This window comes from Ramlibacter sp. MMS24-I3-19 (genome assembly GCF_050320135.1).
Lineage (GTDB): Bacteria > Pseudomonadota > Gammaproteobacteria > Burkholderiales > Burkholderiaceae_C > Ramlibacter.
In genome coordinates this window covers 3,935,303-3,955,166 of sequence record NZ_CP190017.1, presented here as the reverse complement: position 1 = coordinate 3,955,166, position 19,864 = coordinate 3,935,303, and the positions used below count along the sequence as shown (strand labels likewise).

Below are 19,864 nucleotides of genomic sequence, written 5' to 3'. Positions count from 1 at the left end.
TCGCGGGCCAGCGCTGGCTCAACCTTGGCCGGACTCGCCTTCCACGCGGATCTTGCCCTCGCGCACGTAGCGCTCGAATTCATCACGCGTGATGGCGGCGGAGCCGGGGTTGGCGCCTTCGATCCATCCGATCGTGACGCTGTCGTCGGTGATCTCGATGTCGACGGGGCCGTTCGGCACCGGCATCAGCATGCCGTCGCCGGCACGGAAGTTCACCTCGCCTCGGATCAAGGCCTGCTGGGACATGGCGGTGCTCCTTTCGTCTGTCCGCAATGCCCCATTTCAGCGTCATGCACGGGTTCGCGCTGTCAGCGAACTCCTCGACCTGCGGACGTGACGCAACGTCCCCCGGTTCAGGGGGCTCCTCCGGCCGTTGTCTCCGGCACCTTGCCGCCAGCGGGATCCGCGCTGAAGCTGTCGCGAAAGGTGAACCAGGTCGACGCCAGCATCATGGTGGAGAGCACGAGGGCGGCGGGGACGAGCAGGACCAGCACCGCGCCGACACCTGCGACCGCGTAGGCGAGGGTCAGGATCGCCGACGCGGCGAGCGTGAGCGCCGTCCATGCCAGGCTGAAGACGGTGAACGCGCCCATGTTCTTCCACAGCGCGATTGCACTGAAGAACAGCGACTTGCCGACCGGGATGCCGTGCCAGTGCGACAGGGCTGCCGCATAGCAGAACAGCATGTTGAGCGGCATCTGGATGGCGTAGGCGACCAGGTTGCGCGTGGACAGCAGGATGGCAAAGGGATCGTCCTTGGGCAGCGGCTCCGGCAGGGGAATCGACGCCGAGGTCAGCAGCAGCACCAGCAGCACGAGGGCGGTGCACAGGGCGCCGAGGACCAGAAGCGCACGGGTCCGCTCGCGTCCCTGCCGGAAGCCGGCCAGCAGGCGCGACGGCCGCGGAACCTTCCCCGTCGAGACGTCGCTGGTCGCGACCATGTAGCCCACCGCTGCCGCCGGCAGGAGAACCATGGCCACCACGTTGAACATCGGCACGGCGCTGAGCAAGCCGAGCACGGACCACTCCATCACGAAGAGCCCCACCATCAGGAGCGGCTGCCGCGCCACCACCTGGATGCCTTCACGAACCCAGAGCAGGCCGGTGCGAGCAGGAACGACGTTGAGTTTCATGGTGGCGGCGGCCGGGACAGCGGGCCGGATGCAGTCAGTGTGGGACGCGTCGGGTGCTGGAGTCCCGTCGCGCGATCGGATTCACGCCTCGCCGTGGCGCGGTCGTCACACGCTGGCCGGGCGTGCCACCCGCTCGCGCAGGACGCGCTCGAAGTGCCCGGGGTCGTGCGGCTTGAGCAGCGCAGCCTCGCGCGGCAGGTGCAGGTCCCACAGGCGCGAGATCCAGAAGCGCAGCGCGCCGGCGCGCAGCATCGCCGGCAGCAGCCGGCGCTCGGCCGAGGCCAGCGGCCGCACCCGGTCGTAGGCCTGCAGGAAGGCCGCGGCGCGCACGGCGTCGTGCCGGCCGGTGGGCAGGTCGATGCACCAGTCGTTGAGGCACACGGCGATGTCGAACAGCCAGGTGTCGACACCCGCGAAATAGAAATCGAAGAAGCCGGTGAGCGTGCCGTCCTCGAACATCACGTTGTCGCGGAACAGGTCGGCGTGCACCGGCCCGCGCGGCAGCGCCGCGTAGGCGGACGATGCCGCCAGGTGGTTCTGGAACGCGAGTTCGCTGCGCAGCAGCGCCGCCTGCGCCGGCTCGACGTAGGGCAGCACCACCGGCACGGTGTCGTTCCACCACGCCAGCCCGCGCAGGTTGGGCTGCGAGGTCTCGAAGTCGCGCCCGGCCAGGTGCATGCGGGCGAGCATCTCGCCCACGGCCGCGCAATGCGACGCCACAGGCGCCAGCTCGCTGTGGCCGCGCAGCCGGTTGACCACCGCCGCCGGCTTGCCGCACAGGGTGTGCAGCAGGTCGCCGTTGCGATCGGCCTGCGGGTCGGGCACCGGAATGCCGCGCTGCGCCAGGTGCTTCATCAGCCGCAGGTAGAACGGCAGCTGCTCGAAGGTGAGGCGCTCGAAGACCGTCAGCACCCAGTCGACACGCTGTCCGTCCTGCTCGGTGGTGGCGAAGTAGTTGGTGTTCTCGATGCCGCCCTGGATGCCGCGCAGTTCGCGCAGCTCGCCCGCGCCCAGCCGCGACAGCAGCTCGCGCGCGTCGTCCTGCGGCACCTCGGTGAAAACCGCCATCGCGACCGGGACCTCAGAACTTGAAGACGTTCCAGTACCGGGTGCCGCCGGCCCCCGGCTGGGTGCGGCGGTCGTCGCCGGCGGTCATGCGCGCCAGGCTGGGCGGCTGGACCTCGTACGCGGGCACGGGAGCCTTGGGCTGGACCGTGATGTTCTCGGTCTGCCCGCCGTACCGCGTCTCCTCGATGCGACTGCCCGAATCCTCGTGCACCAGCCGCTCGATCTTCTGGTTGCGCCGGTCCGGCTTGGCATCGTCCGTCTGCGCGACGGCCGCGACGCACGCGAGCAGAAGGCTGGTGAGGACGAGGGCGGAGCGCATGAGCGTGATTGTAGATGCGGGGGCAAGAACACCCGAACGCAAAAGACGCAAAAGGACGCGAAAGAAGGCGGAGGAAATCATCCGATGTCTCCGGATTCCTTTTGCGTCTTTCGCGTCCTTCCGCGCGTTTTGCGTTCGGCTGTCCGGCCCCGGACGGGCCTGCGCCCCGGGCACAATCGCCCGCCATGAGCGACGACACCGTGCCGAGCCACCCGAAGACGCTGCTGCTGGTGGACGGCTCCAGCTACCTGTACCGCGCCTTCCATGCCATGCCCGACCTGCGGGCCGTGCCGGGCGATCCCACGAGCCCGGCCACCGGGGCCATCCGCGGGATGATCAACATGATGCAGAAGCTGCGCAAGGACGTGCGCGCCGACTACGCCGCGTGCGTGTTCGACGCGCCGGGCAAGACCTTCCGCGACGACCTGTATCCCGACTACAAGGCCAACCGTTCGGCCATGCCCGATGACCTGCGGGCGCAGATCGAGCCGATCCACGAGGTGGTGCGGCTCCTGGGCTGGAAGGTCCTGCACGTGCCGGGGGTCGAGGCCGACGACGTGATCGGCACGCTGTCGTGCATGGCCACCGAGCTGGGCATCCACACCGTGATCTCCTCCGGCGACAAGGACCTGTCGCAGCTGGTGAACGAGCACGTGATGGTGATCGACACCATGAACGACCGGGTGCGCGACCTGAAGGGCGTGGAGGCCGAGTTCGGCGTCCCGCCGCGCCTGATGGTGGACTACCAGACCCTCGTCGGCGACTCGGTCGACAACGTGCCGGGCGTGGACAAGGTCGGGCCGAAGACGGCGGTCAAGCTGCTGCAGGAGTACGGCTCGCTCGACGCACTGATCGCGCGCGCCGCCGACGTGAAGGGCGCGGTCGGCGAGAACCTGCGCCGCGCGCTCGACTGGCTGCCGAAGGGGCGCGCACTGCTCACCATCCGCAAGGACTGCGACCTCAAGGACCACATCCCCGGCCTGCCGTCGCTGGACGACATCGTCATCGGCGGGCAGGACACCGACAAGCTGAAGGCGTTCTACGACCGGCACGGCTTCAAGGGCCTGGTGCGGCAGCTCGAGACGCACGACGTGCCGCCCGAGCTGATCGAGGAACACCGCTCGAAGAAGAAGGTGGGCGGCGGCCCGGGGCCTGGCCGCACGTTCCAGGAGCCTGACCTGTCGGGCCTCTCGCGCGCGACCAACCTGCAGTACGAGACCATCCTCGCGTGGGAGCAGCTGGACGCGCTGCAGCAGAAGCTGCAGGCTGCGCCGCTGGTGGCGCTGGACACCGAGACCAACTCGCTCGACGAGATGGTGGCGGAGATCATCGGGCTGTCGTTCTCGATCGAGCCGGGCGTCGCGGCCTATGTGCCGCTGGCGCACAGCTATGCCGGTGCGCCCGACCAGCTGCCGCGCGAGGAGGTGCTGGCACGGCTGAAGCCTTGGCTCGAGGACGGCTCGCGCCACAAGCTGGGCCAGCACGTGAAGTTCGACCGCCACGTGTTCGCCAACCACGGCATCGAGGTGCAGGGATACGCGCACGACACCATGCTGCAAAGCTACGTGCTCGAAGTGCACAAGCCGCACGGCCTGGCCTCGCTGGCCGAGCGCCACCTGGGCCGCAGCGGCATCGACTTCGAGACCATCGCCGGCAAGGGCGCGCACCAGATCCCGTTCCAGCAGGTGGCGATCGACAAGGCGGCCGAGTACTCGTGCGAGGACTCCGACCAGTGCCTGGACGTGCACCTCACGCTGTGGCCCAAGCTCGAACGCGATCCCAAGCTGAAGTTCATCTACGACCTGGAGATGAGGAGCAGCGAGGCGCTGTACCGGGTCGAGCGCAATGGCGTGCTGATCGACGCGCCGACGCTGGCGCGCCAGAGCCATGAACTGGGGCAGCGCATCATGCAGCTCGAACGCGAGGCGCACGAGCTCGCGGGGCAGCCGTTCAACCTGGGCAGCCCCAAGCAGATCGGCGAGATCTTCTTCGGCAAGCTGGGCCTGCCGGTGGTGAAGAAGACGGCGAGCGGCGCGCCCAGCACCGACGAGGAGGTGCTGGAGAAGCTGGCCGAGGACTACCCGCTGCCGGCCAAGATCCTGGAGCACCGCGGGCTGTCCAAGCTCAAGGGCACCTACACCGACAAGCTGGCGCAGATGGCGCATCCGAGGACCGGGCGCGTGCACACGCATTACGCGCAGGCCGTCGCGGTGACCGGACGGCTGTCGTCCAACGAGCCGAACCTGCAGAACATCCCGGTGAAGACCGCCGAGGGCCGGCGCGTGCGCGAGGCCTTCGTCGCGCCGCCGGGCCACGTCATCGCCAGCGCCGACTACAGCCAGATCGAGCTGCGCATCATGGCCCACCTGTCGGAGGACCCGGCACTGCTGCGCGCGTTCAACGATGGCCTGGACGTGCACCGCGCCACCGCGAGCGAGGTGTTCGGCGTCGCTCCCGACCAGGTGTCGAGCGAGCAGCGCCGCTATGCCAAGGTGATCAACTTCGGCCTGATCTACGGCATGAGCAGCTTCGGGCTGGCGCGCAACCTGGGCATCGAGACCAAGGCAGCCGCCGCTTACATCGACCGCTACTTCCAGCGCTATCCCGGCGTGAAGCAGTACATGGACGAGACGCGCGCGTCGGCCAAGGAGCGTGGCTACGTCGAGACGGTGTTCGGCCGCCGCCTCTACCTGCCCGAAATCAACTCGCCCAACGGGCCGCGCCGCGGCGGCGCCGAGCGCCAGGCGATCAACGCGCCCATGCAGGGCACGGCGGCCGACCTGATCAAGCTGTCGATGGTGAAGATCCAGGACGTGCTGGACGCCCAGCAGAAGCGCACGAAGATGATCCTGCAGGTGCACGACGAACTGGTGTTCGAGGCACCGCACGAGGAGGCCGAGTGGGTGCGTGCCGAGATCCCGCGCCTGATGGCCGGCGTCGCCGAACTGCGGGTGCCGCTGCTGGCCGAGATCGGCATCGGCGAGAACTGGGAGAAGGCGCACTGAACAGGCCCTGGGACGCGCAGCCGCGTGACGGAAGTCGCGCGAGCCCTCGCGCACTGCCGGGCTTTGCCAGCGCTGCGGCGCGGCGCGGGAGGGGCGTCGGGATAATCTCGTCGCCCATGGCCGCCAAGAAGACTCCGTCCGACCCGCTGTTCGCTCCCCGCTACCCCGGCGACCGTGCCACCGCGCCCGGCGGGCTGGAGGAACTCGGCGAAACCGCGTGGGAGCGCTTCGAGGAACTGCGCCAGCGCTCGGACCGCCAGTTCGCGCCGACGGAGCCGGGCGTGCGCGGGCTTGCCAGCACGCCGCCTGCGTTCCAGCCCACCCAGCCGATGGGACATCCTCCGGAAGGCCAGGCGCGCGCGTCCGGCCGCCGCAAGGCGCCGCTGTCGATCGACGAGGTGATGGTGGTGGCGCGCAAGAACAACCGGACGTGTCCCATGCCGGCGCCCTGGAAGGCGCTGCACGACCTGCTTTCGGCCCAGCAGCAGCACGGACCCGCCGCGCCGTCCCCATCGACGGCCCGGCCTGGAACGTCGTCTCGCCGATGCAGAAGCGCCTGCGCCTGCGCGACCAGGTCGAGTGGGCCGAGGGAGCGGGGGCGTTGGCCGCGGTGCATGCCTTCCTCGTGGCGCTGCCCGAGGACGAGTGGCTGCACTTCTGAGCTGCGCGCGCCGCGCAGCCTGCCGTCTCAGTTGATCCGCGTCAGCCGGGGTGCGTGCAGGCGCAGCGCCACGCCGGTCTCGGCATCGCCGTGCTCGATGCGGACCACCTGTCCAGCGGCCGTGAACTTCAGGCCGGCCGAAGGCACGTCCACTTCGAGCCGCAGCCAGTCGTCGATGGCGCGGCCCGCAGGCAGGGTGAGGTAGAGGCCGTCCGCGCTGATGTTGCGCGTGACGGCCGCACTGCCGTCGGCCAGCGCGACGGGCAATGCGAGCTGGTCCCTGGAACTGGAGCGGCGCTCTGAATGCATGGCGCGCATTGTGTAGCCTGCGCGCGCGGCGCGGCGGCGCGTTCGTCCACTTCGCGGGCAGGAGGCGTCCTGCGGCCGCGCTGCAGCGCGGCGATGGCATGCATTGCTAAGATGCACGGCTGACCCAGCGGCCGCACGCGCCCGGACCTGAACGGGTCGCGCGGCGCGCTGGCGCCGACCGCAACCGGAGCACGTGGCGCGCAGGGCGCCGCGCCACGCATGACAGTCATCACCATCCTCCTGGCGACGTTCGCCGCCGGCATCGGCAGCGTGTGGGTCGCCGCGGCCCTGATGGGCCTGGGCGTGCGCACGGCCGTGTCGCGTCCGGGCGCGCAGAACCTGCTCAGCCTGGCCGCGGGTGCGCTGCTGGCGACCGCGTTCATGCACCTGCTGCCCGAAGCGTTCGAGAGCGCCGCGGGTGCGAAGCCCTTGTTCGCGACCCTGCTGGTCAGCGTGGTGTTCTTCTTCCTGCTGGACAAGGCCGAGCTCTGGCACCACGGCCACGAGCACCACCAGGGCCATCCGCACCACCACGCCCACGACCTGCAGGCGCACGAGCACCACGACCATGCGCGTCACGGCCACGCGGCGCCCGCTCGCTCCGGTGGCTGGGCCGTGCTGGCCGGCGACAGCGTGCATTGCTTCGGCGATGGCGTGCTGATCGCGTCGGCCTTCGTCGCCGACGTGCGTCTCGGCCTCGTGGCCGCGCTGGCGGTGCTCGCGCACGAGGTGCCGCACCACATCGGCGATCTCGCCGTGCTGAGCCAGGCCAGCGGCAGCCGGCGCGCTGCGATCGCGAAGGTCTCGCTCGCAGGTGCCGTGACGCCGCTGGGTGGGCTGGTCGGCTGGGCGCTGGTGGACCGGCTGCAGGCCCTGCTGCCGTTCCTGCTGGTGGTGGCCGGCAGCAGCTTCATCTACGTCGCGCTGGCCGACCTGATCCCGCAACTGCAGAAGCGCCTCGGCGCGCGCGAGACGCTGGCGCAGGTGCTGTGGCTGGGCCTGGGCATCCTGCTGGTCGGCCTCGTGGGCCGGCTGTTCCACTGAGCTGGTCACCAGCCTTCCAAGTCCTACACGGGTTCGTGCCTAGTCCGACAGGCCGAGCCGGGTCCCCGTCCTAAGGTGTCCGGTCGTGGCGGGCTGCGTGCGCACCCCGCCGCATGCATCCGAAGGAGAACCGACATGGCACCGAAAGACTGGGAAGAGCGCGATCCTGCGCAAGGGCAGGGCCGCTGGGGACAGGATCAAGGGCGCGAGCGCCAGACTCCGCAGGGCGGCTCGCAGGGGCCGCAGCAGGGGTCGCAGCAAGGCTCGCGCGGCAGCGCGTGGGACAGCGCGCGCGGCTACGGCGACATGGGCTCACCGCAGTCCGGCGGCTATGGCGGCTACGGCGGTGAGCAGCACGGCGAGGGCCGCGGCGCCCAGCCCGGCATGGGCCGCCAGCAGGGCTACGCCCGCGGCGGCGCCGAGTTCGTCGGCGAGACCGGTGGCCAGCAGAACTGGGGCCGCGGCGGCTATGGCGGCGAGGGCAGCTACGGCGGCCAGAGCGGCTACGGCGGCCAGGGCGTCCCGGCGGGCAGGTCGGTTACGGCGGCCCGGGCGGCTACGGTGGCCAGGGCTACCAGGGCCAGGGCGGCTATGCGGGTGGCCAGAGCGGCAGCGGCGGCTGGGGCAGCGCGCAGGACCACCAGCAGGGCGGCTGGGGACGCCAGGGCCGCGAGGACGACTGGCGCGGCCAGGGCGAGGTGCGCGGGCAGGGCCCCGACCAGCGTTATGGCGGCATGGGCACCAGCTACGGCCAGGGCGGGTCGGCCAGCAGCTACGGCCAGGCCGGCTATGGCAGCCAGGGTGGCGCGTGGGGTGGCCAGCAGGGCCACTGGGGCGGGCCGCAGCAAGGGCAGGCGATGGGCTCGCAAGGCGGGCAGCACGGCATGTACGGCCAGGAAGGCGGCCACCAGGGCGGTTACGGCCAGAGCACCGGTTCGTACGGGCCATCGTCGTACGGCAACAGCCAGCAGGGCTATGGCCAGCAGGGCATGGGCAGCTCCGGCGGCATGCACGGCTATGCGCAGCAGCACGGCGGCGGCTTCGGCGGCCAGCAGCCGCACCACGACCCCGATTACCACCAGTGGCGCGAGGAGCAGATCCGCAACCTGGACGCGGACTACCACTCGTGGCGGCAGGACCGCTACAAGAAGTTCTCCGACGAATTCAACAGCTGGCGTGCCAGCCGCAGCGGCGGCCAGGGCCAGAACACCGGCGTGCCCGAGACCAGCACCGGCGGCAACTTCGGTCCCACGGGGGGCGCCACCGGCAGCGAGTCGCGTGAAGGCGCGCACGCGCAGCAGGGCCAGGGTGCGCACCAGGGCACTGGGGCCAGTGGCGCGGGTGGATCCGGCGGTGGCTCGATGAGCGACCTGCGCGGCTCCAGCGGCATGGGCTCGGCGGGCAGTTCCATGACCGGGGCTGCCGGCACGCAGGCCGCGGGCAAGGGCGAGCCCGCGCCGGGCGGCAGCACCGCGTCGGGCAGCGGCATCGCCGGCAGCGGCAACGCCGGCACGCAGGGCGCGGGCGGGCGCAAGTAGCGCACGCGCATCCATCGTTGCGGCGCCTGCGGGCGCCGCTTCTCACTTCTCGAATCACCAGGGAGCCACCACCATGCGATCCACCCTCAAGCTGTCTGCCATCGCCCTTGCGGCGGTGTTCTCGCTGGGCGCCGCCGCCCAGACCTCCTCCGGCTCGGCCACGCCTTCGGGCACCGGCGGCGCCGGCGATTCCGCCACGGGAGGCCGGTCCGCCCCGGCCGTGCAGCGAGGCGCCGGCACGCGCAACAGCGAATCGACGAAGGACGACAAGGTCGCGAAGGGCGACCGCAAGTTCATCGAGCAGGCCGCGGGCAGCGGCATGTTCGAGGTGCAGGTCTCGCAGCTGGCGACGACGCGCGCGAAGAGCCCGGACGTCAAGAGTTTCGCGGGGATGCTGGTCGACCACCACACCAAGGCCAACGACGAACTGACGCAGCTGGCCAATGCCAAGGGCGTGGAACTGCCCGCCGCGCCGCCGCGTGCCATGCGCAACGAAGTGGAGAAGCTGGCCAAGGAGAACGGCGACGCCTTCGACAAGGACTTCATCAAGAACGTCGGCATCAAGGCGCACGAGAAGGACATCAAGGCCTTCGAGAAGGCCGGCAAGGACGTGAAGGATCCGGAGCTGAAGGCCTGGGTCACGAAGACGCTGCCCACGTTGAAGGAGCACCTGGCCTCGGCCCAGAAGCTGCAGAAGGGCGGCGGCATGAACCACGATGCCGCGTCGATGGGCAATGCGGGCGCCACCGCGGGCAATGCCGGAGCCACGGCAGGCAACGGCGGAGCCACGGCAGGCAATGGCGGCACCGCGGGCAAGTCGGGCAACACGGGCAATGCCGGTACCCCGACCAACGCGGGCACCGGCGGCGGCGCCAGCACCAAGACGGGCGGCGGCAACGGCGCCAACAAGACCGGCAGCTGATCGGCCGCACGGGGCGCCTGGCGCGCCTGTGATGTTGTTCACTCGGCGGCGTCCTACATGGCGGTGGGACGCGGCCGACATTGTTTTGTCGCGTTCAGCCCCAACAATGCCTGCGCGGCGTTGTCTGCCGCGCAGGAGGAGGTCTGTGGTCTCGAGACGGTGGATGTGGGTCGCGGCAAGCGTTGCAGCTGGCGCGTTGCTGGGTGCCCGGCTGGCGCATGCAGGCGGGCGCGCCGAGGAAGACCGCCCCGGCAACCGTCCCGCGGACATGCAATTGCCCGCTCCGGCCGCATCGCCGCCGGCCAAGCCGGCAGCCGCGCCCAGGACCGTCCGCCGCGCCGGCGGCGTGGCTTATGCCGCCGAGGCTGCCGCCAGTTCCAGCCGGCTGCCGATGGACGAGCGCGCCACGCGGGCGTTCCTGCGCAGCGCGGCCGTCTCGGCCCGGGTGGAGGCCGACGCGAGCAGGCTTGCCATGGTCCGCGCGCAGGACCCGGCCCTGCGGGGCCATGCCGAGGAGTTGTCCCGGTACCGTGCCGAAGCGGATCTCGAACTGCTGCGCCTGCTGCATGACCGCGGCATGGCGCCGCCCATGCTCGAGACGGGCCAGCGCAAGGCGCTCAACCGGCTGGCGAAGCTGGAAGGGGCGAAGTTCGACCGCGCCTACATGGAGCTGGTGTCCGTGCGCCAGCAGCAGGCCGAGGTGCAGCAGTACCAGCGTGCGGTGCAGTCCATCGCCGATCCGGCGGTCAAGGCGTGGGCCGAGCGCCAGTTACCCGCATTGCGCGAGCAGCAAGCCGCGGCGCTGCGGCTCGGTGGCAAGGGGACCGTGGCGCAGCCGACCCCGGTCCGCGTGAGCCGGGCGATGGCTTCGCGCGCAGGGACCCGCTCGCGCTCCTAGCGGGTCGAGTAACCCGTCACGCGCCACTTGCCGTCCGGCTCACGGACGGCGGTCACCACTTCCTCCACCTGCCGCTGTTCGAAGCGGCTGTCGAAGATCGTCGTCACGTAGTCGCCGGCGGGTCGGCCCGGGAGCTGGGTCTTGTACTCGGCCACGACGGGCGCACGTTCGAGCAGGTTGCCCAGGTCGGCGCGCACCTTGGGGACGCCGTCCATCCAGGTGCCCAGCGGCACCGAACTGCGGAACACGCCCGCGGCGGTTTCCCACGCGGTGCCCCAGTCGCGCCGGTCCAGCAGCGTGAGCCAGCCCTGGGCCGCCAGCGCGCCGGCCTTTTCCTTCTCGACAAGCTCCGGGTCTTGCGCGGGTTCCGCGGCTGGCGCCGAGGCCGCGGGGGCCGGCGCTTCGGCGGCCGGCTTGGCTGGCGCGGTCTTCGGCGCCTTCAACTGGGCGTGGCCCGCAAGGGGCAGCAGGAGCGCGTACAGCGCGGCGGCCAGGGCCGCAGGTCGGAGGGTGGAACGCATCGGTGAAGTCTAGCCTTCGATGCCTGCTCAGCCGCTGACACCGAAGCCGCCGCCGCCCGGCGTGTGGATCTCGAAGATGTCGCCGGGCGCCATCTGCGCCGAACCGATGTGGTCCAGCGACTCGATCCGGCCGTCCTGTCGCACGACGCGGTTCAGGCCCACTTGTCCCGGATGCCCGCCTGCCATGCCGAAGGCGCCGTGCCTGCGGCCGTTGGAGAGGATGCTGGCCGTCATCGGCTCGAGGAAGCGCACGCGGCGGATGCCGCCATCGCCGCCGTGCCACTTCCCGGCGCCGCCCGAGCCACTGCGGATCTCGTAGCTCTCCAGGCGAACCGGGAAGCGGAACTCCAGGATCTCGGGATCGGTGAGGCGCGAGTTGGTCATGTGGGTCTGCACGACGCTGGTGCCGTCGAAGCCGCCCACCAGGTGCCCGCCTTCGTCGTACACGCCGCCGGCCCCGGAACCGCCCGAGATCGTCTCGTAGTACTGGTGGCGCGCGTTGCCGAAGGTGAAGTTGTTCATCGTGCACTGGCTGGCCGCCATGACGCCGAGCGCGCCGTAGAGCGCGTTGGTGATGCAGGTCGAGGTCTCGACGTTGCCCGCGACCACGGAGGCCGGCGGGTTGGGGTTGAGCATCGAGCCGGGCGGGATGGTGACGTGCAGCGGCTTCAGGCAGCCCGCGTTGAGCGGGATGTCGTCGTCGACCAGCGTGCGGAACACGTACAGCACGGCGGCCATGCACACGGCGCGGGGCGCGTTGAAGTTGTTCACCTGCTGCGGGGATGTGCCGGTGAAGTCGATCTGCGCGCTGCGCGCCGCGGCATCGACGCGGATCGCCACCTGGATCTGGGCGCCGTTGTCCAGCGGCAGCGTGAAGCGGCCGTCCTTCAGCCGCGTGATCACGCGGCGTACCGATTCCTCGGCGTTGTCCTGCACGTGGCGCATGTAGGCCTGCACGACGTCGAGCCCGAACTGCTCGACCATGCGCCGCAGTTCCTGCACGCCCTTCTCGTTGGCGGCGATCTGCGCCTTGAGATCGGCCAGGTTCTGCTCGGGATTGCGCGAGGGATGCGCGCCGCTGCGCAGCAGGGCCAGGATCTCCGCCTCGCGCAGCACGCCCTGGTCGACCAGCTTGACGTTGTCGATCTGCACGCCTTCCTCCTCGATGCGGGTGGAGAAGGGCGGCATCGAGCCGGGCGTGGTGCCGCCGATATCCGCATGGTGTCCTCTGCTGCCGACGTAGAAGAGAGGCTTGTCGCTGTCCGCACCACCCAGATAGACCGGCGTGATCACCGTCACATCCGGCAGGTGCGTCCCCCCGTGGTACGGATCGTTCAGCACGTACACGTCCCCGGGCCGCATCGTGCCGGCGTTCTCGCGGATCACCGTCTTGATGCTTTCGCCCATCGAGCCCAGGTGCACCGGCATGTGCGGCGCGTTGGCGATCAGGTTGCCTTCGGCGTCGAACAGCGCGCAGGAGAAATCCAGCCGCTCCTTGATGTTCACCGAGTAGGCCGTGTTCTGCAGCTGCAGTCCCATCTGCTCGGCGATGTTCATGAACAGGTTGTTGAACACCTCCAGCAGGATCGGGTCGACCTGCGTGCCGACCGCATGGCGCGCCTCGCGTGGCGTGCGGCGGTCCAGCACCAGGTGGTCCAGCGCGGTGAGTTCGGCCGACCAGCCGGGCTCGACCACGGTGGTGGCGTTCTTCTCCGCGATGATCGCCGGCCCCGCGATCACGTCGCCGGGCCGCAGGTCCTCGCGCACCACCAGCGCGGCATCGTGCCAGCGCGCGCCCGAATACATCTTCACCGTGTCACGCCGTGGCACCTCGCGCGGTGGATGCACCGCGTGCTCCTGCTCGGCCGGTGCATCGCCGGCGACCACGGCCTCGACCGACACCGCCTCCACCACCAGCGGCTTGCCCTGCATCAGGAAGGAGAAGCGCTGGCGGTAGGCGGATTCGAAGCCGCGCTGGATCGTGGCGAGGTCGCCGAACGGCACCACCAGCGGCGCGTCGCTGCCCTGGTAGCGCACGTGGATGCGGCGCGCCACGCGCACGTCGCCCGCGTTCGCCTGCTGGCGCGCGAGCTCCTCGCGTGCCGCGGCTTCGAGCGCTTCGAGCTGCTGCGTGATCCTGGGCAGCGCCTGGTCGGCCAGCGGCAGTTCGACCGCCTGCTCGCGGATCACGTTCTGGTCGGCCAGCCCCATGCCGTACGCCGATAGCACGCCGGCCAGCGGATGCACGAAGACGCGGTTCATGCCCAGCGCATCCGCCACCAGGCAAGCATGCTGGCCACCCGCGCCGCCGAAGCACTGCAGCGTGTAGCGCGTGACGTCGTAGCCGCGCGCGACCGAGATCTTCTTGATCGCGTTGGCCATCTGCTGCACGGCGATGCGGATGAAGCCCTCGGCCACGTCCTCGCGGCTGCGCCCGGCCCGCGCGGCGATCGCGTCGAACTGCGTCGCGGCCGCTTCCAGGCTGAGGGGTTCGTTGGCGGCGGGCCCGAACACTGCCGGGAACCAGCGGGGCTGGATCTTGCCGACGACGAGGTTCGCGTCGGTGACGGCGAGCGGGCCGCCGCGGCGATAGCTGGCCGGCCCCGGATTGGCTCCGGCGCTCTGCGGCCCGACGCGGAAGCGCGCGCCGTCGAACTCGAGGATGGAGCCGCCGCCCGCCGCCACGGTGTGGATGCTCATCATCGGCGCACGCATGCGCACGCCGGCCACCTGGGTCTCGAACTCGCGCTCGAACTCGCCGGCGAAGTGCGACACGTCGGTCGACGTGCCGCCCATGTCGAACCCGATCACCTTCTGCTGCCCGCCGAGCACCGCCGTGCGCGCCATGCCCACGATGCCGCCGGCCGGACCCGAGAGGATCGCGTCCTTGCCGTGGAAGGCATGCGCGTCGGTCAGGCCACCCGAGGACTGCATGAAGTACAGCTGCACGCCCGGCATTTCCCCCGCGACCTGTTCGACGTAGCGGCGCAGGATCGGCGAGAGATAGGCGTCGACGACGGTCGTGTCGCCGCGGCTGACGAATTTCATCATCGGGCTGGTGGCATGCGAGGTGCTCACCTGCGTGAAGCCCACCTCGCGCGCGATGCGGCCCGCCGCTTCCTCGTGCGCGGTCGCGCGGTAGCCGTGCATGAAGACGATGGCCGCGCTGCGCAGCCCCGCGGCGTGGGCCTGCACCAGCTGCTCGCGCAGGTGCGCCTCGTCGAGCGGCTCGATCACCTGGCCGTGGGCGTCGACGCGCTCGTGCGCCTCGATCACCCGCGTGTACAGCAGCTCGGGCAGCACGATGCGGCGGTCGAAGAGGCGCGGGCGGTTCTGGTAGGCGATGCGCAGCGCGTCGCGGAAGCCGCGCGTGGTGACCAGCACCGTCGGCTCGCCTTTGCGCTCCAGCAGCGCGTTGGTGGCGACCGTGGTGCCCATCTTCACGCACTCGACGAGCTCGGGCCGGATCGGCTCGCCGGCCTCCAGGCCCAGCAGGTGACGGATGCCGGCGACGGCCGCGTCGCGGTACTGCTCGGGGTTGTCGGAGAGGAGCTTGTGCGTGACCAGCGTGCCGTCGGGGCGCTTGCCGACCACGTCGGTGAAGGTGCCGCCACGGTCGATCCAGAATTGCCAGCGGGACGTGGGGGCGGAGGTGGGGGAGGAGGGCGGCATGGACCCTGCAATTTACCGTCTCGCGAACGGTGGGAGCGTCAACGCTCGTGTCATTCCCGCGAAGGCGGGAATCCAAGGCGCCCGATCCCAGGGGTGCAATGAAAGCCTTGATCCCCGCCTTCGCGGGGATGACGATCAGCAGATCAACCTCGCTCCGGGAGCGTTCCTCACGCCAGCGCCTTCAGCAGGTTCCGGTTCACCTCCTCCGGTTCCTCGTGGTGCAGCCAATGCGTGGCCTGCGGGAACGTCACCAGCTCGCCGCGGCGGCACAGCGCGAGTGCCGCGTCGGCCAGCCCGCGATCGAGGAAGCGGTCCTGCTCGCCCCACAGCACCGTCACCGGCAGGTCGATCGCGTGCGCGGGCGTGGGCGCCTCGAACGCGATCGCCCGGTACCAGTTGAGCATGGAAGCCAGCGCGTGCGGCTGCGACCATTGCTGCTGGTATTGCTGCAGCAGGTCGGCATCGAAGGCGCCGGGCCGGGCCGAGCCTTCCATCGCGCGCCGCAGCCAGGCATGGCCGCCCGCGCGCAGCAGCAGCTCGGGCAGCACCGGCACCTGGAAGGCCGCGATGTACCAGCCGCGCAGGAACTGCGTGGGGTGTCGCACCGAGTGCGCGCCGACCGTGCCGGTGTGCGGACCGTTGAGCACGACGACGTGGCTCAGCCTCGGTGCATGCAGTGCGGCCAGGTGCCACGCGATGGCGCCGCCCCAGTCGTGCCCGACGACGGAGAACTGCTGCGCCCCGGCCTCGTCGGCCAGCGCCAGCACGTCGCTCGCGAGCAGGCCGAGCCGGTAGTCGAAAACGCTGACCGGTTTGGACGATCGCGCATAGCCGCGCTGGTGCGGCGCGATCACGCGCAGCCCTGCGCCTGCGAGCGCCGGGATCTGGTGCCGCCACGCGTCGCCCGACTCCGGGAACCCGTGCAGCAGGATGACCAGCTCGCCGCTGGCTGGCCCGGCCGTGAGCGCTTCGAGCTGCAGCCCGTTGACGTCGAAGGTGCGCGTGTGCATCGGGGCATTGTGGAACGCGCGCGGCGCCTCGTGGGTGCGGGTCGCCTCCGCGGATGTGCTCGCGCAGCGCGGCCGCAGGGGTAGAGTCCGACCATGGCCAACAATGCACAACGGCATGCCGCGCAGGAGGGCGCACCTGCGATCCGGGCGATTGCCGGCACCACGCCACTGGTGTTCGACTCGCCGCACAGCGGCACGCACTATCCGGACGACTTCGCCTACCGCTGCGACTTCGACCTGCTGCGCACCGCCGAGGACACGCACGTCGAGAAGCTCTACGACTTCGCACCCGCGCTGGGAATCGCCTGGATCGAGGCGCTGTTCCCGCGCAGCTACCTGGATGCCAACCGCAGCGACGAGGAGATCGACCTCGACATGCTCGACGGCGCATGGAGCGGCGTCGTGGCGAGCGATCCGAAGGTGCTGTCCAAGGTGCGGCTGGGCAAGGGCCTGGTCTGGCGCTGCACCGACGACGGCGTGCCGCTGTACGAAGGCCCGCTCGCGGTGCGCGACGTGGAGCGCCGCATCGAGCAGTGCTGGCGCCCGTACCACCAGGCGGTCGCTGCGGCGATCGAGGCGGCGCACGCGCGGCATGGCTACAGCATCCACCTGAACTGCCACTCGATGCCATCGATCGCGGCCAGCCATGCGACCGAACACCCGGGGCTGGCGCATGCCGACTTCGTGGTCGGCGACCGCGATGGCACCACGGCCGATCCGCGGCTGACCGCGCAGCTGGCCGATGACCTGCGTGGGCGCGGCTACCAGGTGGAAGTCAACTTCCCGTACAAGGGCGTGGAACTGGTGCGCCGCTACGGCGAGCCCGCCCGGCAGCGGCACGGCATCCAGCTCGAAGTGAACCGCAAGCTGTACATGGACGAGCGCACCTTCGAGCTGTTGCCGCAAGCTGCGAAGCTGCGTGCCGACCTGCGCGCGATGGCCGAGTGGCTGCTGACCGTCGATCCGCGGCGCATTTGAAAGCGGACTCGAAAGCGGACTCCCAAACGCAGAGGACGCAGAAACTCGCACAAGACGCAGAAGAATCCCAGGGGAAGGTGGTCCCTGGCCATGCAAAGGGCCGTTGGTTTTCACCGTTCAATTGGCTTCTTCTGCGTTCCCTGCGATCTTCTGCGTCCTCTGCGTTTGGAAGTCCGCTCCCGAATTACTTCCCCTTCGGCACCCGTCCCATCAGGTAGAACTCCGGATTGGGCTGCATGTTCGAGAAGCTGGCCATGCGGTTGGACAAGCCGAAGAAAGCGGTGATTGCCGCGATGTCCCAGATGTCCTCGTCGCTGAAGCCGTGCGCGTGCAGCGGCGGGAAGTCGGCCTCCTCGATCTCGTTCGAGCGCAGGCACACCTTCATCGCGAAGTCGAGCATCGCGCGCTGCCGCGGCGTGATGTCGGCCTTGCGCCAGTTCACGGCCACCTGGTCGGCCACGAGCGGCTTCTTCTCGTAGATCCGAAGGATGGCGCCGTGCGCCACCACGCAATAGAGGCAGCCATTGGCCGCGCTGGTGGCCGTGACGATCATCTCGCGCTCGCCCTTGGTGAGGCCGCTCTCGCGCCCCACCGTCTCCGGCGTCATCAGCGCGTCGTGGTACGCGAAGAACGCGCGCCACTCCGCCGGCCGCCGCGCCAGCGCCAGGAACACGTTGGGCACGAAGCCGGCCTTGTCCTGCACCTCCAGGATGCGGGCGCGGATGTCCTCGGGCACCTGGTCGAGCGTTGGGGCGGGATAGCGGTTCACGGCGGCGGTCTCCTTGGGCCGGCATTATCGGCCGCGACTGGCGGCACTGAAGGGTGGCTTTCGCGGCGCTGTTCGACGCATCGGCCCCGATCCGGCTCAAGAAGAATGTCAGGCATCCGAAAGGGTGGGGGTGGGTGCCTCGATGCGGCGCCCGTCTTCCGCATTCATTCCCTGGAGCATTCGATGAAGTTCTTGTCCAACCTGAAGATCGGCCCACGCCTGGCGCTGGGCTTCGGCGCCCTGATCCTGTTCGGCCTGGTCGGCTCCGGCCTGGCCATCCAGCGCATCCGCGCCGTGGAGACGGTGGCCGAGCAGCTGGGCACCGAGGACGCCGAACTCCTGGTCCTCACGCAGCAGTGGACCAAGGCGATCGAGTCCAACATCGCCCGCGGCTGGGTGGTGTTCTATGCCACCGACCCCGTGGTTCTTGGTCGCGTGCGGGACGAGATGAAGGTCGTGGTCGACAAGCAGACCGAACGCCTCAAGCGCCTGAACGACCTGCTCGCCGCGGACCCGAAGGCGCTGGCGATGGTGGCCGACATCACCAAGATCCGCGTGGAGTACCAGGGCCTGCGCGCCGGCCTGCTCAAGCGCAAGGATGCCGGCGAGGATGTCGTCAAGGAAGTCAACGACAAGCTCTACCCGCTGTCGCAGACCTACCAGGCCTCGATCGAGAAGATCGCCGAGTACCAGCGTGAGCGCAGCTCGGAGCACCGCGCGGATGCCGCCGCCGCGGCGCGCGCGGGCGTGACCGTGCTGACGGTCGCCGCCTTGCTGACGCTGCTGGCCGGCGTCGGCCTGGCGTGGGCGCTGACCCGCTCCGTCGTGAAGCCGCTGCGCCGTGCGCAGGAAGTGGCCGAGGCGATCGCCGACGGCGACCTCACCGTGCATGCGCAGGCCCACGGCCGCGACGAAGTCGCTCAGCTGATGGCGGCGATGGAACGCATGGCCGCCTCGCTGCGCCGCATCGTCGGCGAGGTGCGCCAGAGCAGCGACAACATCGCGACGGGTTCGACCCAGATCGCCACCGGCAACGTCGACCTGAGCCAGCGCACCGAGGAGCAGGCCTCGAACCTGCAGCAGACCGCGGCGTCGATGAAGCAGCTCACGACCACCGTGCGCACCAACGCCGACACGGCGCGGCAGGCGAGCCAGCTGGCGGGCCAGGCGAGCACGGTCGCGCGCCAGGGCGGCGAGGTGGTCGGCCAGGTGGTGCACACGATGGAAGCGATCACAGGCGCCAGCCGCCGCATCGCCGAGATCACCAGCGTCATCGACGGCATCGCGTTCCAGACCAACATCCTCGCGCTCAATGCGGCGGTGGAAGCGGCGCGTGCCGGCGAGCAGGGCCGCGGCTTCGCGGTCGTCGCTTCCGAAGTTCGCAGCCTCGCGCAGCGCAGCGCCGACGCGGCCAAGGAGATCAAGGCCCTGATCGGCGACAGCGTGGGCAAGGTGGAAGACGGCAGCCGCCAGGTCGGCGAGGCCGGTCGCACGATGGAGGACATCGTCCGCCAGGTGCACCAGGTCGCCGAGCTGATCGGCCGCATCACGGCTGCCACCCAGGAGCAGACCGAAGGCATCGCGCACGTCGACGATGCCGTGCAGCAGCTGGACCAGGTGACGCAGCAGAACGCCGCGCTGGTGGAGCAGAGCGCCGCGGCCGCCGAGAGCCTGAAGCAGCAGGCGCGGCAGCTCGTGGAAGCGGTCGGCGCGTTCCGCCTCGGCGAGGAAGGCATGCGCACGGCGATCGCGCAGGCGCAGGCGACCAGCCGCGAGATCGTGCGCGCCGAGCCGGTGCGCCGCCCGACGGCCACGCCGAAGGACGCACGCGGCGACGACGACTGGCAGTCGTTCTGACCCCTGTATCAGTCCCGCGGAGGCGGGAATCCAAGGCTCGCGCCGTTCTCGACGGCTGAGTCGGGACGCCTCGGATCCCCGCCCTCGCGGGGACCGTTTCCGAGGCTCTTTCCTGCAGAATGGCCAAAACCTATCGCCGGCATGCAGGCATTTGTCTTTG

The 19,864-nt window shown here is 70.2% G+C and carries 17 protein-coding genes; 8 read left to right on the top strand and 9 right to left on the bottom strand.

Features of this window, described 5'->3' with window-relative positions; genetic code table 11:
* Positions 1-18: 18 nt before the first annotated feature.
* The 4 genes from ACPWT1_RS19545 to ACPWT1_RS19530 all read right to left on the bottom strand — a co-directional run bounded on the left by ACPWT1_RS19545 (position 19) and on the right by ACPWT1_RS19530 (position 2,520).
* Positions 19-246, bottom strand: coding sequence for a hypothetical protein (locus ACPWT1_RS19545; protein ID WP_427912794.1), 228 nt, complete (start codon positions 244-246; stop codon positions 19-21).
* Positions 247-353: 107 nt separating this feature from the next.
* On the bottom strand, positions 354-1,133 hold the full coding sequence (locus tag ACPWT1_RS19540) for a BPSS1780 family membrane protein (RefSeq protein WP_427912793.1): 780 nt from the start codon (positions 1,131-1,133) through the stop codon (positions 354-356).
* 105 nt (positions 1,134-1,238) lie between these two features.
* Positions 1,239-2,201, bottom strand: coding sequence for a homoserine kinase (locus tag ACPWT1_RS19535; protein ID WP_427912792.1), 963 nt, complete (start codon positions 2,199-2,201; stop codon positions 1,239-1,241).
* A 13-nt stretch (positions 2,202-2,214) separates the two neighbouring features.
* Entirely contained in the window at positions 2,215-2,520 is a 306-nt protein-coding gene (locus ACPWT1_RS19530) for a hypothetical protein (RefSeq protein ID WP_427912791.1), read from the bottom strand.
* 185 nt (positions 2,521-2,705) lie between these two features.
* Between ACPWT1_RS19530 and polA the strand changes: the two genes are divergently transcribed.
* Both polA and ACPWT1_RS19520 read left to right on the top strand, forming a co-directional pair.
* Complete coding sequence (gene polA, locus ACPWT1_RS19525; RefSeq protein ID WP_427912790.1) at positions 2,706-5,525, top strand: DNA polymerase I; 2,820 nt, start codon at positions 2,706-2,708, stop codon at positions 5,523-5,525.
* Between the two features lie 430 nt (positions 5,526-5,955).
* Complete coding sequence (locus tag ACPWT1_RS19520) at positions 5,956-6,186, top strand: hypothetical protein (protein ID WP_427912789.1); 231 nt, start codon at positions 5,956-5,958, stop codon at positions 6,184-6,186.
* Between the two features lie 27 nt (positions 6,187-6,213).
* Here the strand turns inward: ACPWT1_RS19520 and ACPWT1_RS19515 are convergent, their stop codons facing one another.
* A complete protein-coding gene (locus tag ACPWT1_RS19515) occupies positions 6,214-6,495 on the bottom strand; it encodes a PilZ domain-containing protein (RefSeq protein ID WP_427912788.1) in 282 nt (93 codons plus the stop codon).
* Between the two features lie 219 nt (positions 6,496-6,714).
* Between ACPWT1_RS19515 and ACPWT1_RS19510 the strand changes: the two genes are divergently transcribed.
* The 4 genes from ACPWT1_RS19510 (at position 6,715) to ACPWT1_RS19495 (ending at position 10,897) form a co-directional block, all read left to right on the top strand.
* On the top strand, positions 6,715-7,539 hold the full coding sequence (locus ACPWT1_RS19510) for a ZIP family metal transporter (RefSeq protein WP_427912787.1): 825 nt from the start codon (positions 6,715-6,717) through the stop codon (positions 7,537-7,539).
* Between the two features lie 734 nt (positions 7,540-8,273).
* Entirely contained in the window at positions 8,274-9,077 is an 804-nt protein-coding gene (locus ACPWT1_RS19505; protein WP_427912786.1) for a hypothetical protein, read from the top strand.
* Between the two features lie 73 nt (positions 9,078-9,150).
* Positions 9,151-9,999 (top strand): DUF4142 domain-containing protein, encoded by an 849-nt coding sequence (locus ACPWT1_RS19500; protein WP_427912785.1) that lies wholly within the window; start codon positions 9,151-9,153, stop codon positions 9,997-9,999.
* Positions 10,000-10,267: 268 nt separating this feature from the next.
* Entirely contained in the window at positions 10,268-10,897 is a 630-nt protein-coding gene (locus tag ACPWT1_RS19495) for a DUF4142 domain-containing protein (protein ID WP_427912784.1), read from the top strand.
* Here ACPWT1_RS19495 and ACPWT1_RS19490 read toward each other — a convergent pair.
* The 3 genes from ACPWT1_RS19490 to ACPWT1_RS19480 form a co-directional block, all read right to left on the bottom strand.
* Positions 10,894-11,418, bottom strand: a complete 525-nt coding sequence (locus ACPWT1_RS19490; protein ID WP_427912783.1) for a DUF4019 domain-containing protein — start codon at positions 11,416-11,418, stop codon at positions 10,894-10,896. The two genes, ACPWT1_RS19495 and ACPWT1_RS19490, sit on opposite strands and share 4 nt — an antisense overlap.
* A 27-nt stretch (positions 11,419-11,445) precedes the next feature.
* Positions 11,446-15,090 (bottom strand): hydantoinase B/oxoprolinase family protein, encoded by a 3,645-nt coding sequence (locus ACPWT1_RS19485; RefSeq protein WP_427912782.1) that lies wholly within the window; start codon positions 15,088-15,090, stop codon positions 11,446-11,448.
* Between the two features lie 167 nt (positions 15,091-15,257).
* Positions 15,258-16,100 carry an alpha/beta fold hydrolase gene (locus ACPWT1_RS19480; RefSeq protein ID WP_427912781.1) on the bottom strand — a complete coding sequence of 281 codons (843 nt, stop codon included), beginning with the start codon at positions 16,098-16,100 and terminating at the stop codon, positions 15,258-15,260.
* Positions 16,101-16,193: 93 nt separating this feature from the next.
* Between ACPWT1_RS19480 and ACPWT1_RS19475 the strand changes: the two genes are divergently transcribed.
* The gene (locus tag ACPWT1_RS19475) at positions 16,194-17,078 is read left to right on the top strand and encodes an N-formylglutamate amidohydrolase (RefSeq protein WP_427912780.1); all 885 of its coding nucleotides are present in this window, start codon (positions 16,194-16,196) and stop codon (positions 17,076-17,078) included.
* 184 nt (positions 17,079-17,262) lie between these two features.
* Here the strand turns inward: ACPWT1_RS19475 and ACPWT1_RS19470 are convergent, their stop codons facing one another.
* On the bottom strand, positions 17,263-17,847 hold the full coding sequence (locus ACPWT1_RS19470; protein ID WP_427912779.1) for a peroxidase-related enzyme: 585 nt from the start codon (positions 17,845-17,847) through the stop codon (positions 17,263-17,265).
* A 183-nt stretch (positions 17,848-18,030) separates the two neighbouring features.
* Between ACPWT1_RS19470 and ACPWT1_RS19465 the strand changes: the two genes are divergently transcribed.
* A complete protein-coding gene (locus ACPWT1_RS19465) occupies positions 18,031-19,704 on the top strand; it encodes a methyl-accepting chemotaxis protein (RefSeq protein WP_427912778.1) in 1,674 nt (557 codons plus the stop codon).
* Positions 19,705-19,864: the final 160 nt, after the last annotated feature.

Excerpts from the sequence above, each read along its gene's own strand:
- ACPWT1_RS19545 (WP_427912794.1), bottom strand. The coding sequence starts at position 246 with ATGTCCCAGCAGGCCTTGATCCGAGGCGAGGTGAACTTCCGTGCCGGC.
- ACPWT1_RS19490 (WP_427912783.1), bottom strand. The coding sequence starts at position 11,418 with ATGCGTTCCACCCTCCGACCTGCGGCCCTGGCCGCCGCGCTGTACGCG.
- ACPWT1_RS19475 (WP_427912780.1), top strand. The coding sequence starts at position 16,194 with ATGGCCAACAATGCACAACGGCATGCCGCGCAGGAGGGCGCACCTGCG.
- polA (WP_427912790.1), top strand. The coding sequence starts at position 2,706 with ATGAGCGACGACACCGTGCCGAGCCACCCGAAGACGCTGCTGCTGGTG.
- ACPWT1_RS19505 (WP_427912786.1), top strand. The coding sequence starts at position 8,274 with ATGGGCACCAGCTACGGCCAGGGCGGGTCGGCCAGCAGCTACGGCCAG.
- ACPWT1_RS19540 (WP_427912793.1), bottom strand. The coding sequence starts at position 1,133 with ATGAAACTCAACGTCGTTCCTGCTCGCACCGGCCTGCTCTGGGTTCGT.
- ACPWT1_RS19535 (WP_427912792.1), bottom strand. The coding sequence starts at position 2,201 with ATGGCGGTTTTCACCGAGGTGCCGCAGGACGACGCGCGCGAGCTGCTG.
- ACPWT1_RS19465 (WP_427912778.1), top strand. The coding sequence starts at position 18,031 with ATGAAGTTCTTGTCCAACCTGAAGATCGGCCCACGCCTGGCGCTGGGC.
- ACPWT1_RS19485 (WP_427912782.1), bottom strand. The coding sequence starts at position 15,090 with ATGCCGCCCTCCTCCCCCACCTCCGCCCCCACGTCCCGCTGGCAATTC.
- ACPWT1_RS19500 (WP_427912785.1), top strand. The coding sequence starts at position 9,151 with ATGCGATCCACCCTCAAGCTGTCTGCCATCGCCCTTGCGGCGGTGTTC.
- ACPWT1_RS19480 (WP_427912781.1), bottom strand. The coding sequence starts at position 16,100 with ATGCACACGCGCACCTTCGACGTCAACGGGCTGCAGCTCGAAGCGCTC.
- ACPWT1_RS19515 (WP_427912788.1), bottom strand. The coding sequence starts at position 6,495 with ATGCATTCAGAGCGCCGCTCCAGTTCCAGGGACCAGCTCGCATTGCCC.
- ACPWT1_RS19495 (WP_427912784.1), top strand. The coding sequence starts at position 10,268 with ATGCAATTGCCCGCTCCGGCCGCATCGCCGCCGGCCAAGCCGGCAGCC.
- ACPWT1_RS19530 (WP_427912791.1), bottom strand. The coding sequence starts at position 2,520 with ATGCGCTCCGCCCTCGTCCTCACCAGCCTTCTGCTCGCGTGCGTCGCG.
- ACPWT1_RS19510 (WP_427912787.1), top strand. The coding sequence starts at position 6,715 with ATGACAGTCATCACCATCCTCCTGGCGACGTTCGCCGCCGGCATCGGC.